Raw genomic sequence first — 15,512 nt, 5'->3', positions numbered from 1 at the left:
AATAAAAATATCAAACACGACTAAATGATTCTGCTAGCTTTAAAAAATTCTGGTACGAGTCTGGATTAATGAGAGAGACTTCATTGTGAGTCTGAACATTAAAATCCAGCAATTCAAGTGATCTTTCAAACTGTTTTTGTATGGGCCCATTGGCAATCACCACAAATCTTGAAGAGTGATCAGAGCTTGGCCATTCAGACATCTGAATTGGCTCATGAATGATGGTGTGGGTTCCATGAAGAGCTACCGGCATTCCTTCAACATTTAGAATAGCCTTCAGCCGAAGAAGATTTTCACCCTTCATCGTTGTCAATAGATTCAACCAAACTACAAAACTGTTACCGGTAATCACTCCATCACGCCGAAGGGAGAAGGTATGGACTCGATTACTCTCAGAGAACAAAGAAATTCCCTTGCCATGCATGGGATGAAGTGCGGAGCGTACATTTGTATCTGGGGAGCGAGAAGATTGATTTGCGAGAATAAAGCTCTCACCTCGATCGAGCCAGCCCATAAATGCATCATGTTCCGTACTAGATTCTGCCTTCAAGAATTCAATTAAATTAAAATCACTTAGAACGCCGCGATTATTAATCACGATTGGAGAGCCTGGGTTTACAGGTCGCAAAATTGACTCAAGTTGATCCATTGGTAGATGATCCTGAAGATCGGTCTTACTCACCAGTAACACATCTGCAACAGCAACCTGCTCTACTGCCTCTGTAAATTTCTCTATCTGCGATTGAATCTCTCTAGAGTCAACAATTGTTATGACCTTACAAAGCTCATAATGAGCTCTCAATTCAAAATCACAAAGAATCGATTGAATAATGGGTACTGGATTTGATAAACCCGTTGTCTCAATCACAATGCGATCAAATTCAGCTAAGGTACCACTGCTTCGACGCTGATGAATATCGCCCAAAGTTTGAACTAAATCACCGCGTACTTCACAGCAAAGACACCCGCCCTCTAGCAACACTATGTTTTCTTCAGGCCTTTCAATCAACAGGTGATCTAAGCCAATTTCACCAAACTCATTCACTATGACAAGTGTTTTTTGAAAATCTGGGTTTCTCAATAGGGCATTTAGAAATGTCGATTTTCCACTGCCCAAAAAACCTGTGAGAATAGTTACAGGCAAAGGCTTGGCCTCAGATGATGAAGCATGGGGGAACTGGAGGTCTTGGGTATCAAACATGAGTACTGAATGTATACCTCCTAAATATATAGATCAAATGATATATATTTATATAAATGATAGATGATATCTATTAATAGATGCTATCTATATTAAATATCTAAAAATATCATTTGCGTGAATACTAAGATCGGACTAATTTGGTACCAACAACCAAAAAAAGGGGAACTATATGCTGAGAAGAATTGGTTTAACCATCCTATTTTTTGTATCCCTCCTTACCCATGTGAGCCCGGCGTTAGCACAAGAAAACTATCCATCAAGCCCAGTAAAGGTCATAGTCACTTTTACTGCTGGTGGTGGCGCTGATTTTATGGGCAGAGTAATGTCACAAAAGCTCAGTGAAATACTGAAGCAACCATTTATTGTTGAGAATAAATTGGGAGCATCTGGAGTAATCGGAAGTCAATATGTGGCTCAAAGTAAGCCGGATGGCTACACCTTGCTACTGGGCACGACTGGGACTCACTCTACTAATTTTGCAACCATCCCCAACTTGCCTTACCACCCTATAAAAGACTTTACGACGATTGCTATTTTTAGCGATGCGCCCTTCTTGCTTTGCTTAAATCCACAATTAGGCATTAACTCCATTGCAGAACTAGTGCGTTTTGCAAAAGCAAATCCTGGAAAACTGACCCATGGATCATCCGGTATTGGAAGCTCTCCGCATCTGGGGTTTGAAGCCCTTAAGAAAACGCTGGGGATTGATGTTACTCACATCCCATACAAAGGTTTGCCAGCAGCAATGGTTGATGTCATGGGTGGGCAGATTTCAATGACTTATGACTCGATACCAAGCGCAATGCCACATATGAAGGCGGGAAAAATAAAATGTATTGCTATTGGCAGCAAAGAGCGCTCCCCAGCTTTGCCTGAGATTCCAACCATTGCTGAAGCTAGCGGAACAAATTTCGTTATGGGATCTTGGTATGGACTTTTTGGGCCTAAAGATTTACCGCCAGCCATCCTGAATAAATTGTCCACTAGTATATTACAAGCCCTTAAGGATCCTGAATTTCAAGCAGGCCTCCAAAGAGTAGGAGCCACCGGAATGCCATTAACACCTAGTCAGGCTAAATTATTTTTAGAGGCAGACATTAATCGCTGGGTGAATATAGCAAATGAGTTACAAATTCGTGCTCAGCCGTAAATTACTTTAAGAGCAAGCTAAAACATGAGTCTAATTATTAAAAAAGTTGAGGCAATTCCAGTTGCCCTACCACTCTTAAAGCCGATGCATATGGCTGGCGTCGTGATTACCAAAGCTTACAACTTAATTGTTCGCATTGAAGCCCAGAACGGACTTGTCGGATGGGGTGAATCTGCCTCTGCTCCAACTATGACAGGCGATCTTCTGCCTGGAATGCTTGCAGCAGTTGAAGACTATCTTGCCCCTTTGCTGATCAATGAAGATGCGCTGAATCATGCTCAGTTGATGGCGAAAGTCTCAACAGAAATTTATCGTAATACGGGAGCAAAATGTGCAATTGAGTGCGCCCTACTAGATCTCTGCGGCAAACACCTGGATGTACCCGTATTTGACTTGATAGGGGGAGCAAGGCGACAGCAATTCTCACCTATGACTCTGCTTGGAAGTGGAAGTAGTGATCAAGACATAGCCGATGCACTAGCGAAACAAAAAATGGGCACCCAATTTTTTAAAATTAAAGTTGGTGCGCGAGCCATTGAAGAAGACATAGCTCATACCCTACGCTTGCGAAAAGAGCTAGGATCAAAAGCGATTTTATGTGCAGATGCCAATATGGGCTTAACGGCAAGCGAAACCGTTTCCTATTTCCAAGCAACAGAGAGCGTAAACCTGCTATTTTTTGAACAGCCATTAAGAAGCGGCAACCTAAATGGTATGGCTCAGCTAGCAAGCCGAATCTCCGTGCCACTATGTGGAGATGAATCCATTACCTCGGTTGAAGATATAGTCACACTCAGTAATGCCAAGGCGATAGAGGGAGCAAACTTAAAAATTATCAAACTCGGTGGCATCAGCTCGGTAGTCAATGCTGCAGTACTTTGCGAAAATATCGGTCTCTCAGTCAACCTCGCTTGCAAGGTTGCAGAATCTAGTATTGCAGCGGCATCTTTATTCCAAACTGGCGCGGTATTACCCAATCTTGACTGGGGTATCAGCGTCACAAATCAATACTTGGCAGAAGATGTTGTCCAACATCCAATCGCCACCATAAATGGGGTCTTCACTTTAGATAGAAAACCTGGGCTTGGTATTGAGGTAAATGAGACGCTAATTCAAAAATTTACACTGAAGTAATTCAAGGAGGTAAAAATGAAAATTATTCCCCTTCCTCGCTCTTTAGGTGCTGAAGTCATTGGGCTAGATCTTAGCTTGCCGTTATCCAGCGATGATGCTCAAGTATTAAAAGAAGCTTATCTAGACCACCTATTACTGCTCTTTCGAAATCAAAACATTCATGACAATGACTTGATTCGGGTGTCCTCTATCTTCGGTGAATTAATGCTTCCGCCAGCACAACATGAGCGCTCCGGCATCCAGAAGAGCGATGCTGCGCCAGAAATTACCGTAGTTTCAAACGTAAAAATTGACGGTGTGCCGATTGGAGAACTAGGTGATGGCGAAGTAATCTGGCATAGCGATTATTCCTTTAAAGAGGTGGTTGGAGGAATGCGAATTTTGCACGGCATCAAGATTCCTCCATCGACAGCGGGTGGTAGCACTGAATTTGCCAATATGTACGCAGCATTCAATGACCTACCTACAGACTTAAAAGATTACGCATTAAATCATTCTATAAAACACGATATTGCCTACGACACTAACCGAGCCCTACGTATGGGAGCCACACCTGTAACAGATCCAACTCAAGGCAAAGGGCCCATTCATCCTATGGTATCAACCCATCCAGAGAGCAATTGCAACTCCTTATTTTTGGGTAGAAGGCTAGCCCACTACATCATGGGAGAGTCGCTAGAGAAGTCAGAGGAAATATTAGATCGTCTATGGGAGCATGCCACCCAAGAACGCTACATCTATCGTCATGAGTGGGCAGAGAATGATGTCGTACTTTGGGACAACCGATGCGTAATTCATCGTCGCGGCCCCTTTAACTCGAGCCATGATCGTATTTTGCATGCCGCCCAAGTAAAGGGGCATAAGCCTTTCATGGCAAAAGAGGCGCATACACTGAAACCACACTCTAGGGGATGATCATCAAATCCAATCTCATCATTTGGGGGCGGCCTGCTGCCCTCAATGTCCAAAAAATTCTCTGGTGCGCACAAGAGTTGGGGCTGAGCTATACAAATAATGTAGCTGGGCAACACTATGGAGTAATCAAAGAGGCTCATTTTTTGAAGATGAATCCAAATGGGCGTATTCCAGTAATTGACGATGATGGTTTTATTCTTTATGAATCAAATGCCATTATTCGCTATCTATGGGCAAAGACTTTTCCATCTGACTGTACAAGCGAACATCTTCAATCTTGGTCCCACCAAGATCAATGGATGGATTGGACGTCAGCGACCTTGTATTACCCCCTATTCCGAGAATTTTTTCTTTACTTTGCCCGTACACCACCCGAAAACTTTAGTGAAGCTAAAGTAAGTCAATTATTTAATTCAATTGAGCCATTAATGAAGATCGCTAATGACCAGCTAGGACAAGCGCCATTCATTGCAGGAAAGGCATTTTCTATGGCCGATATCCCATTAGGTGTACTGATTGATAAATGGGAAAAGATTGACCAAAAAAAATCCAATTTTCTGAATCTGAGTCTTTACTACGATCGCCTGCTAGAACGTAAAGATTACTTTAATTGCGTCGCACAATATGCATTAAATGCAGTCTAATCATCTTGAGAGAAAATATATGTTAAAAAAAATAAAGTTCATATCACTCTTGCTCGGAATGACACTATCTTTTTATTGTTATTCTCAATCTGCAGAGAAATATCCAAGTAAACCTATTAAAGTCATTATTCCCTTTCCAGCAGCAGGAGCTCTTGATGCTGCAGCGAGAGCTATTAGCGAACCCTTGGGTGAAAAACTTAAACAAACTATTGTTCTCGAAAACAAGCCCGGTGCAGGATCTCGTTTAGGTACTGAAATTGTCGCAAATTCAGCTGGTGACGGTTACACCCTTTTAATTGCCACCCCAGCCTCAACTACCATGGCTCCTTTATTGGTAAGCAAGCTCAATTACTCGCCTGATAAAGATCTTTTACCGCTCATGCGCGTTGCCGAAATTGTCAACATTATGGTGGTGCCCACCAGCCGTAACATCAACTCTGTAAATGAATTCCTAACTTGGGCAAAAAGTCGTAAAGAGCCTATTAGATATGGAAGCTCTGGTATTGGTTCTGCTGACCATCTAGTTGCTGAATTTTTTAAACAAATAACTGGTATAGATCTAATCCATGTTCCATACAAGGGTGGTGGACCCGCCATGATTGATTTAGCCGCAGGCGATATAGACGTGAGCTTTACAACTTATGCTGCAGCAAGCGCGGTATTGGGCTCTGGGAAAATTAAAGCTCTGGCTGTACTAACAAGCTCTCGTCAACAATTTTTACCAAACCTTCCAGCTATCAATGAAACAATCCCAGGCCTATCAATTAGTAATTGGGCGGGTTTTTTTACCCCAAAAAATACCCCGATGAGTATTCGTGAAAAATTATTTAATGATATTTCCGATGTTGCTAAAAATTCCGATGTACGCGCCAAAGCAAATCGAGCTGGCCTTGAAATTAGCGTGAGCAGCTCTATCGCTGAATTTGAAAAAGATCTCAGGGATGAACAACGTCGCTGGTCAAAAATCATCAAAGATGCGAATATCACTGCAGAATAAAAGGAAGAAGTTATGAAGAGCTTTGAAGATCAATGCGTTGTTGTTACAGGTTCCGCCACCGGGATCGGTGAAGCTTGTGCAATTGAGTTAGCCAAAGAAGGTGCCAACGTAGTGATTATGGATTTTAATAAACAAGGCGCAGAGGATGTGCATCAAAAGATTAAAGCATTTGGAGGCAAGTCTATAGTTGCAGTGGCTGACCTTAACTCTTGGGAAGCAACGCAAAGTAAGATTGATGAAATTGCAAAATCAGAAAAAGCTATACACGCATTAATCCATAGCGCCGGTGGATTTCCAAACTATGTAAACCTTCTAGACTGCCCAATTGATGCATGGGATTCGGTGGTTAATTCAAACCTACGTTCCATGTTTTTTCTTCTCAAAGCAGTTGCACCACACATGATTAAACAACAGTATGGAAGATTTGTATCTGTTTCAAGTATGGCTGCTCGCAGTGGGACCAACCCAAACCCACCCCATTACACCGCAGCAAAAGGCGGAATGCTTGCACTAACTAGACAAGCGGCAAAAGATCTTGGTCCTTATGGCATTACAGTCAATGCAGTTGCCCCAGCAAACGTTGCCACACCGAGAACAAATGCGATACGAAGCCCAGAAAGAATAGCGCACATCCAAAAATCAACGCCAGTGGGTAGACTCGCCGAGCCAGAGGAAATTGCAAATGCGATTATTTTTCTTGCCAGCCGAAAAGCAAGTTATGTCACAGGAATCACCATGGATGTCAATGGTGGCGCCACTATGATTTAAAAATTTCCTTTAATTCTGACTACTATTTTTTGCATGCTTTCTGTATTTTGCAATCAGCATATCGACCAAAATCTGGGCTGCAGGCGACAAATTGGCATTTTCACGTCTAAATATTGCAGCAGATCTTAGTATTTCTGGGCGAATTGGTATAGCTACCAATTTTTTGTAATTGAGCATCATCCTTTTGGTCATGATGGTAGCTAGCTGTGAATCACCGATGGTCTCTAATATTGCGTCAATAGAGTTCATCTCCATCGCAATATCGGGCACAGTCATAATTTCCAAAAATGCCATGTCAATCAATTTTCTAGACATGTATTCGGATGACAATAAAGCAAGCTTTGTGCGCGCAATATCCTTAACGCTCACAGAGGCACTCTTTGACAGAGGGTGCTGTTTAGAAACAATCAACATTAAATCTTCACGAAATAATTCTTCACCAGCAATGAGCTCGGTTGATTCTGGCCCATAACCTAAGCCAAATGCCAAATCGCCATCCCTAATTTGTTTTTGCATTTCACCGGTGGGTAATTCAACAATCTTGACCTTGATGCCGGGGTATGACTGAGAAAACTCTGAAAGAATTGGCGGAAGTAAATTATTCGTGAATGCAGAAATAGCACCAATCACTACACTACCAACCTGCAATCCTTGATAGCCCTGAATTGCTGCTTTTCCATCCTCTATTTCCTTCATTGCCTGATTGGCGTAACGGGCAAATATTTCTCCTGCCCCCGTCAACCTAATAGAACGCGATGATCGATCCAATAGTTCGCAACCTAACTCCGTTTCTAGCTGCCTCATCTGATGCGATAAGGTTGGCTGTGTGACATAAAGCTCTTCTGAGGCCTTTGTAAAGCTACCAAGGCGGGATACAGTTAAGAAGTATTTGAGATGTCGTATTTCCATAGGTACATAGTATAGACATAGTCTATGAAAAGTATTGAAATATAGGTATTGATCTATTATGTTATACCAGTTATTTTTAAAGAAATAATACAGAAAGCCCTATTTTGCAAACCCCATTCCTTCAAGAGCTAGCCAAGTTAATTGGCGAAAACAATATTCTTATTGACCCCGCAGACCAAAAAAAATATGTATGTGATTGGTTTGGCAGAGCAAGTGGGAGTGCGCTTGCAGTCGCAAAGCCAGGGAATGCTGAAGAGATTGCTAGCATTGTTAAATTATCGGCAAAACACCATATTTCAATTGTTCCTCAGGGCGGCAACACAGGTTTAGTGGGAGGCGGATTGCCAGATGATAGCGGTCAAGAGTTAGTGATTTCCCTTGAACGAATCAATAAAATTCGATCCCTAGATGCTCTTGGCAAAACCATCACGGTTGATGCTGGAGTCGTATTAGAAAATTTACATAATTATGCTCATGAGCATGGACTGGAATTCCCACTCACTATGGGCTCACAAGGTAGCGCAACCGTTGGGGGACTCTTGTCGACCAATGCTGGCGGTACGGCCGTATTGCGCTACGGAAATGCTAGAGACTTGTGCTTAGGTCTCGAGGTGATTACCGCTGAAGGCGAGATATGGAATGGCTTAAGAAGTTTACGAAAAGACAATACCGGTTATGACTTAAGAGATATCTTTATTGGAGCAGAAGGAACCCTAGGCATTATTACTGGAGCGGTTCTTAAATTAGTCCCACTTCCAAAGGCACGACTCTCAGCATTACTGAGCTTGGATTCCCCTAGCCTAGCAATACAACTTTTGGAGTTTGTGCAAACTAAGGCCAACTCCCAACTGACTGCATTTGAACTGATTTCTGATACCTGTCTTAGTCTAGTGGACCAGTATTTTCCACAATTTGCTTACCCGTTTTCAACAAAAGTTCCTTACTGCATCCTGATTGAAATTAGCGATAATGAAAGTGAGGAGCATGCATACACACTACTAAATGCTATTCTTGAAGAGGCATTCGAGATGAATTTAATTACCGATGCCATCATCCCACAATCACTAGCCCAATCTAAGCGCTTTTGGGAAATTCGAGAGCACATCCCTCTCTCGCAAGTGGAGGATGGAAAAAATATAAAACATGATATTTCTTTGCCTATTTCAAAAATACCTGAATTCATAGAGGAAGCAAAAAAAATCATTAACAAAGAACTTCCAACTGCTCGCATTATTGATTTTGGTCATTTGGGTGATGGCAATCTACATTACAACGTTGCCGCCCCTAGCGGGGAGAATCCCGACATATTTATGAAAAACAAATATTTAGTGAACGAGTGGATACACGATTTGGTAAATGAAATGGGAGGATCCATCTCAGCCGAGCATGGGATCGGTGCAAATAAAGCTCAAGAACTCATTAAGTATAAAACTTCAACCGAGCTCAATTTGATGAAAAAGATTAAGGCAGGTCTTGATCCACATGGAATCTTTAACCCCAAAAAGATACTTCTTTAACCAATTTGGGGCAATGACCCCCTTACCCTTTGGTCCGAGTGAGCCACCAAACGATTTAAGTGGCAACATTATTCGCCCACGCTGAAATTATTTTCGCCAGTACTTAGCAATCTCAGTTTGATCTTTGGAGGTACCAATAGATTGGACCATCTTACTCAGAATTCCTAAAGATTCATCTAAAAGTGGGTGCTCAGATTGAGCCTGTAAGGCAATATCTGCGGCAATCTTTAAGTCTTTTTCTAGCAAGCCTATTGCCATCCCCGAATCGTAAGTTCCAGTTAATATTTTTGGAATAACCTTTTTTATAATCGGATGATTTCTGCCTGTACATGTCCCAATGAGTGATTTAGACATTACATCCTCATCCATGCCAAATGCTCTTCCAATACTAAGCGCCTCAACTGCAGTCATCATTGCCGCTGCATTTACATAATTAGTTAAAGCCTTAAGCGCATGTCCAGAACCAATCGGCCCGCAGTAAGTAACCGATCTTCCTATGGCGTCAAAAATTGGCTTACATTTCTCTATAAGGTCCTTATCTCCACCAACCAAGAAATCCAGGCTTGCATCCTTTGCAAAAGCAACTCCACCCATTACAGGCGCATCCATCATTGAGATATTTAGCGAGGCCAGTTCTGCATGAGTTAATTGCGTATGCTTTGGATTGGATGTACTCATATCCAGTAGGACAGATCCAGGGCGAATAAATGACTTTAGATTAGGCTCCCCGAATAAAATATCCCTTAGCACCTCTCCACTTGGAAGCATAGTAATAATGAACATGGCAGAGGAAGCAAGCTTTTCTAAGCTATCTTCGTGTTTTGCACCTGCATTTTTTGCTAATTGAATGCTCCCAGCGGCAGCGACATCATAAACATGAACCTCAATATTGGCTCGCAATAAACTCATGACCATAGGAAGTCCCATCTGGCCCAGACCAATAAACGCTACCGAAAGATTATTGTTCATAACAAATTAATAAATTTAATTTGCCTTATTGTGAATTCGGGCTTGATCTCGCTCTTTTTTACTCATTCCATCGATTCTGGCCTCCAAGTATGGCGTTGAGCAAGCCATCGCATATCGAACAAAGCTAGATTTGCTATCAAGCTTATAGGATTGACCGCGTGGTATGTGAATGACATCACCTGATTTTACAGTTTTGCTCTTGGCGCCTACTTTGGCATTCATTACCCCAGAGATGACATAGATAAAAACTTCATGCTGAGATTGAATTGTAGGTTCTTGATAGTTTTTTGGCATATCAATTAAACCAAAACCCATCCTCTCACCTTCAACCCAATATACTCTTCGAGTAGAAAATTGTGGTGCATCAAGGGAATCAAGCATAGGGTAATAACTATTATGCAGCCCTTCAATAACAGCCTCAGAGTTCCCAGTGGCAGCATTACGCTTTCCACCTTTATTGATCAATGAATTAATTTCATCTACGGTAAAAGCTTTATCGGGCACAGCTTGATCTGCAGCCAATCCAACTACAGTCCAAGTCTTATCTTTGATATACAAGTAAGAAAGATCCCCACTTTCAGTAGCCTTCATCGAATGGCGGGCATATGCGGGAGCATGCACAAATGTACCCGGATCTACAACACGTCTATCTTTGCCAACAATCGCATTAATTTGCCCGCTGGTAGGAAAGATGAGAAGTTCATTTGGATGGTAATGCAGCTCTGAACCTGTTCCAGCCGCTTTATTGACTTGGCAGAAATAAATATACTCACCCTCAATTACTGGCCCACGCGCGGAGGATAAATCCGGAGTAAGCGCCTTACTTTGCAATTTCTCAAATCTATAAAATGGCATATATAAAATTCCTTGCTCTATCACCGCCAATAAGTCGATGCTAGTATTAATGAGGTTGTTGATGTACGATAAGATTAGTTTAAATCTATCCTTTTCTCGTTCCAAATCTACTATAGCAGTTAAGCGAGGTGCACTGTGTTGATGAAAAGATTATTTAAGGGTTACTACTTATTTTTTTCTTTACTACTCTTAGGAGCTACTCATAACTCCTTTGCGCAAAATTATCCGAACAAATCAATTCATTTAGTTGTTTCTTTTGCACCTGGGGGAACTTCCGATTTAGTTGCTAGGGTATTGCAAAATAAATTAGGTGAGGCCTTAGGTCAGCCAATAATAATTGACAATAAGCCAGGTGCCTCTGGGAATATTGGGCTAGATTATGTTGCCAAAGCTGCGCCGGATGGTTATACGATCTATCTAGGGAATATCGGTGCACTAGCAATCAACCCATCCCTTTTACCTAATCTCAAAATTAATACTTTACGAGACCTCACTCCCATTACCTTAGTGGCAGATTTGCCAGGAGTGCTCGCAGTTCCTCAAGCATTACCGGTTAACAATATTGCCGAATTAACTACCCTACTAAAAGCTAATCCAGGAAAATTTAACTTTGCATCACCAGGCTCGGGAAGCGTAAACCGTTTGCAAGCAGAGAGGTATATCAGATCTATCAATGCATCATTAGTACATGTTCCCTATAAAGGCGGTGCTGGACCTGCATCAATAGGTCTAGTAAGTGGTGAGACGGAAATGGCATTTTTAAATATCTCCTCTGCTCGAGCATTTCTCAATTCTGGAAAATTAAAAGGTCTTGCTATTACGACGACAGAACGTTTGCCTGAATTTCCAAACATACCCACAGTTGTTGAGCTTGGTTACCCTGAATTGGTTGGCGGATCTTGGACAATGTTGGCAGCCCCTGCCGGCACTCCAAAAGAGATCATCAATAAAATCTACAGCGCCGCTATCAAAACCTTAAGCATGCCTGAGATTAAAGAGAGCTTTGATAAACAAGGTGCTATTGTGATAACGAGCAAATCACCGGAAGCTGCTAAAGAATTTTTAAGCAGTGAAATTCAGAAGTGGAGCAAAGTTGTCAAGGAAGTGGGAGTAAGCCCTGATTAAGCCATCGCTATCGATGCGAACTATCCAATCCATCGATGCGAACTCTTAATGCTAGGTATTAATCCGCATGACAAAGTATTTTTATAGGCGCATAGTCTTTATCAAGTTTAGACTTTAAGAAATCATCATTTAAAAATTCTGAATTACTTAATCTAAAAATCCGAATAATAAAAAAGCGAGCACAGATAATGCCAAAACAAAAAACTAAGACTGAAGGTGCAATTGCAGCAGGAGATGGCAAGTATGCCTTTAAGATCGCAAAGTTAAAAAAAATAGCGGCTGGAACTGGTTATTCCACGGCACATGGCGGCGTTGTGGAAGGCGCTCGAATGCTGGTAGGTTATATACACAAGCCGCGTGGCACAGGATCACGTATGCATAGCCACAAAAATGAACAATTCAATTATGTGATTGAAGGGACATTACGAGGCTGGGTTAATGGCAAGAAAGTAGTTGCGCCTGCAGGAACTCTAGTCTACATTCCGGCAAATGCACCTCACTGCCTCATCTCCGATCCTGATGAGGATGTCATTTTTCTTGCGCTAAAAGATCTATCTCAGGGCATTATTGGAAAGGCCATCGACGGCAAAATGTCTGGTGCTCACTACGAACCTGGATTTGAGCCCAAACCTCGCCGTGCAGCAAAGAAAGCGGTTAAATAATTAATTTGCTCATTTGCGCCCATTCTCTTGAAGGTAAATTGAGATGAAGAATTTTATTGTTGCCCTGTTTTGCGTGCCATTGCTTGCACTTACTACAGGAGTGAATGCTCAGCAAAACTATCCTCAAAGGACGATACGCTTAATCGTACCTTTTGCCCCAGGAGGTGCATCAGACTTTTCAGCTCGAATCATCAGCCAAGCTCTTAGCGAGGAATTAAAACAGAGTGTTGTGATAGACAATAAAGGTGGAGCTGCCGGTAACATCGGCATGGAGGCCGCTGCAAGAGCAACGCCTGATGGCTACACGCTTTTTTTTGGGAATGTCGGGACCATATCAATCAATCCAAGTGTTTTTGGTGCTACTTTAAAGGTTAAGCCTGCGGAGGACTTTATTCCCATAACCAAAGTGGTTGACGTCCCTTCCGTCTTAGTAGTCAATTCCGAGATTCCAAGCTCAACAGTAAAAGAATTTGTTAATTACGCCAAGACGCAGAAAAGAGAGCTAAATTTTGGATCTTCAGGCAGTGGAAGTCTAAATAGTCTAGAGATGCTATCTTTAATGAAAGAGGCCAAGATAAACATGACTCAAGTGCCCTATAAGAGCGGTGCAGGCCAAGCCATAACAAATCTTATTGGCGGTCAAATAGATGTTATGTTTGTTACCTTGCCCTCTGCTATTGGATATATCAAATCCAATAAAATTAAAGCGCTGGCAGTGACATCCACCAATCGTCTTGAACAGCTCCCATCGGTACCCACGCTTATTGAGCAAGGATATCCTTCAAGGGTTTCCTCGTCGTGGCAAGGTATTTTTGCGCCGCGCGATACCCCACCCGAAATAGTAAATACCTTGTTTACCGCTTTAACTAAGGTGTTGGCTCAAAAATCTGTTCAGGAAAAACTGGCCACAAGTGGCACTATTGCTGCAGGAAGCCCTTCGCCTGAAGCGTTTGGGGCCTATGTTAAAGCTGAAACAAGCCGCTGGGGAAAAGCAGTTCGAGAGATTGAAATCGAGCTACCATAAGCTTTATAACCGAGGCCATGAAAGAAATGAACGAAGTTTTATTGATGATAAAACTCTCAACATAAAATCCATTTCCTTGTTCTTAAATAAATCATAGAAGTCGTTGAGTCATTGAATTATTTCAATATTAGAATAAATTAAACACAAAATATGACTTTATTTAAAAGCAATTTCATTATTGCAATAGCTAGTTTAATTTTATTTTTTTCTGCGCCCGTATGCGCATTTTGGGGCAAGGAATACGAAGAACCACCTCCTATTGTACGAACTGAGCCACCCAATTTAGAAGAAGTCCAAAAGCTAAAATTCGGCAACTTAGCCTTCAACGAGCAGCCTAAAAGATTTGGGCTTGCACGCCATATACCAGTTGTTCCAGATTGGAGTGAAGCTAAATCCGGGAAATTACTGGCAAGCTGGAATCCAACAAAAAAAGATGGCAAGCATCCGACAATCGTGCTCCAGCATGGTGGCGTTGGAGGGCCTAGCGATATCGAGTATGGACACGCACGTTGGTTCCTTACTCAAGGATTTAATGTATTAATTTTAGATAGTCACTGGAGTCGCGGATTTATTGCGAATTGGCGAAAGATTGATGCGAGTGTTACCGAGCACCGGCCTGCATTTTCAACACTAGGAGCAAACACCCGTGCGCGTGATGCTTTTGCAGCTGCGCGTTGGTTACGAGAGCAACCCCAAGTTGATGCAAGTCGTATTTTTCTAATGGGCGGGAGTCAAGGCGGATGGGGTGTATTGCGTGCATTCACAGATGAGAAATCGATTACCGAAAAACATAGGGAATTATATCGAGCAGGCGTTTCTATCTACCCTTACTGCTGGAGTTGGCAACTAACACCAGGCAATCATGGGAAAAATGTATCCGAGACACTTAACCCTAAACTCGGCCCATTTTACGCACCAGTCTTTCTAGTCACAGCAGAACTTGAGCCGCCAGGAAGTGGAACCGATATAAATTCATGTAACCCTAATTTGGTTAAATGGGCTGCAAAATATATACATTTACCTAATACAACTCATGCCTTTGACTCGGAAACACCTCCTGACAAACCAGTAAATCGGTGCTGGTATAGTGCTAATCCATATTGGTGCACGGCGTCAGGTGGGAGAGACTCAGCCACTGGTAATTGTATAGGTGCGCCAAAGGCTGACTTTTGCGCAGACATAGATGTAACCAAAAAATTAAGAATTGATATACTTAATTTTTTAAATTCTATCAATTAACCTGCTCAAATCAATTCAATCGCCTTGCGTTTCATCGCATCATTGACGTCAATGTATGCCTGTGTAGTTGAGATATTCGCGTGCCTCGCGATGCTTTGCAACACCCTAACGCTGACACCTTTATCTGCCAAATTGGTGATTAGCGTACGTCTTGGGCTGTGACTGCTAGCGCCTTCAATGCCAACGCTCTTAAACAAGTAATGGTAGAACTGGCAGAGCGTGTTGCTGTTCCAGCCCTCTTGCGGACGCTTTTGGGAATAAAACAGCTTGTCAGTGAGTGATTTTGGTGGCACTGATTTCACATAAGTCTGTAGTTCTTTACGGAGCTTTTCGCTGACAAATACTGTCCCTGCTTTGCTGCCCAACGGCGTTGTCAAACAGCGGAATTTCGTCGTCGCTA

16 protein-coding genes are annotated in these 15,512 nt (G+C 42.2%); 11 read left to right on the top strand and 5 right to left on the bottom strand.

The features are described 5' to 3' along the window. Nucleotides 1–10: 10 nt before the first annotated feature. Nucleotides 11–1,201, bottom strand: a complete 1,191-nt coding sequence (locus ICN43_RS05730; protein WP_216197696.1) for a GTP-binding protein — start codon at nt 1,199–1,201, stop codon at nt 11–13. Between the two features lie 172 nt (nt 1,202–1,373). Here ICN43_RS05730 and ICN43_RS05725 point away from each other — a divergent pair, with 172 nt between their 5' ends. From ICN43_RS05725 to ICN43_RS05700, 6 genes are read left to right on the top strand one after another with little or no spacing between them, the layout of a single operon-like run. Next, nucleotides 1,374–2,354: a tripartite tricarboxylate transporter substrate binding protein gene (locus tag ICN43_RS05725; RefSeq protein WP_216197694.1), complete on the top strand. Its 981-nt coding sequence runs from the start codon at nt 1,374–1,376 to the stop codon at nt 2,352–2,354. 24 nt (nt 2,355–2,378) lie between these two features. After that, nucleotides 2,379–3,488: a mandelate racemase/muconate lactonizing enzyme family protein gene (locus ICN43_RS05720; RefSeq protein ID WP_216197691.1), complete on the top strand. Its 1,110-nt coding sequence runs from the start codon at nt 2,379–2,381 to the stop codon at nt 3,486–3,488. A 15-nt stretch (nt 3,489–3,503) separates the two neighbouring features. After that, nucleotides 3,504–4,403, top strand: a complete 900-nt coding sequence (locus ICN43_RS05715) for a TauD/TfdA family dioxygenase (RefSeq protein WP_216197689.1) — start codon at nt 3,504–3,506, stop codon at nt 4,401–4,403. Next, nucleotides 4,400–5,047 (top strand): glutathione S-transferase N-terminal domain-containing protein, encoded by a 648-nt coding sequence (locus tag ICN43_RS05710; RefSeq protein WP_216197687.1) that lies wholly within the window; start codon nt 4,400–4,402, stop codon nt 5,045–5,047. The genes ICN43_RS05715 and ICN43_RS05710 overlap by 4 nt, the downstream gene beginning before the upstream one ends. A gap of 19 nt (nt 5,048–5,066) precedes the next feature. Then, nucleotides 5,067–6,044, top strand: coding sequence for a tripartite tricarboxylate transporter substrate binding protein (locus ICN43_RS05705; RefSeq protein WP_216197686.1), 978 nt, complete (start codon nt 5,067–5,069; stop codon nt 6,042–6,044). A gap of 12 nt (nt 6,045–6,056) precedes the next feature. After that, a complete protein-coding gene (locus ICN43_RS05700; protein ID WP_216197684.1) occupies nt 6,057–6,812 on the top strand; it encodes an SDR family NAD(P)-dependent oxidoreductase in 756 nt (251 codons plus the stop codon). A gap of 9 nt (nt 6,813–6,821) precedes the next feature. Here the strand turns inward: ICN43_RS05700 and ICN43_RS05695 are convergent, their stop codons facing one another. Further along, a complete protein-coding gene (locus ICN43_RS05695; RefSeq protein WP_216197682.1) occupies nt 6,822–7,721 on the bottom strand; it encodes a LysR substrate-binding domain-containing protein in 900 nt (299 codons plus the stop codon). Nucleotides 7,722–7,825: 104 nt separating this feature from the next. Between ICN43_RS05695 and ICN43_RS05690 the strand changes: the two genes are divergently transcribed. After that, entirely contained in the window at nt 7,826–9,238 is a 1,413-nt protein-coding gene (locus tag ICN43_RS05690) for an FAD-binding oxidoreductase (protein WP_216197680.1), read from the top strand. A gap of 87 nt (nt 9,239–9,325) precedes the next feature. Here ICN43_RS05690 and ICN43_RS05685 read toward each other — a convergent pair whose 3' ends face one another. After that, complete coding sequence (locus ICN43_RS05685; RefSeq protein ID WP_216197678.1) at nt 9,326–10,207, bottom strand: NAD(P)-dependent oxidoreductase; 882 nt, start codon at nt 10,205–10,207, stop codon at nt 9,326–9,328. Between the two features lie 15 nt (nt 10,208–10,222). After that, nucleotides 10,223–11,062 (bottom strand): cupin domain-containing protein, encoded by an 840-nt coding sequence (locus tag ICN43_RS05680; protein WP_216197677.1) that lies wholly within the window; start codon nt 11,060–11,062, stop codon nt 10,223–10,225. Between the two features lie 141 nt (nt 11,063–11,203). On the opposite strand from ICN43_RS05680, the gene ICN43_RS05675 reads away from it, so the two are divergent. From ICN43_RS05675 to ICN43_RS05660, 4 genes are all read left to right on the top strand, one after another. Continuing rightward, nucleotides 11,204–12,187: a tripartite tricarboxylate transporter substrate binding protein gene (locus ICN43_RS05675; protein ID WP_255533518.1), complete on the top strand. Its 984-nt coding sequence runs from the start codon at nt 11,204–11,206 to the stop codon at nt 12,185–12,187. Between the two features lie 188 nt (nt 12,188–12,375). Further along, nucleotides 12,376–12,849, top strand: a complete 474-nt coding sequence (locus ICN43_RS05670; protein ID WP_216197673.1) for a cupin domain-containing protein — start codon at nt 12,376–12,378, stop codon at nt 12,847–12,849. Between the two features lie 43 nt (nt 12,850–12,892). Next, nucleotides 12,893–13,873, top strand: coding sequence for a tripartite tricarboxylate transporter substrate binding protein (locus ICN43_RS05665; protein ID WP_216197671.1), 981 nt, complete (start codon nt 12,893–12,895; stop codon nt 13,871–13,873). Nucleotides 13,874–14,023: 150 nt separating this feature from the next. Next, nucleotides 14,024–15,112, top strand: a complete 1,089-nt coding sequence (locus ICN43_RS05660) for a S9 family peptidase (RefSeq protein WP_216197669.1) — start codon at nt 14,024–14,026, stop codon at nt 15,110–15,112. Nucleotides 15,113–15,117: 5 nt separating this feature from the next. On the opposite strand, the gene ICN43_RS05655 is transcribed toward ICN43_RS05660, so the two are convergent. Then, nucleotides 15,118–15,489: a site-specific integrase gene (locus ICN43_RS05655; protein ID WP_255533433.1), complete on the bottom strand. Its 372-nt coding sequence runs from the start codon at nt 15,487–15,489 to the stop codon at nt 15,118–15,120. Nucleotides 15,490–15,512: the final 23 nt, after the last annotated feature.

It is taken from the genome of Polynucleobacter sp. UK-Mo-2m-Kol15 (assembly GCF_018881505.1).
In the GTDB taxonomy this organism is placed as follows: Bacteria; Pseudomonadota; Gammaproteobacteria; order Burkholderiales; family Burkholderiaceae; genus Polynucleobacter.
Note: the sequence above shows the minus strand (reverse complement) of the source record. Positions and strands in the feature narration are given on the sequence as shown.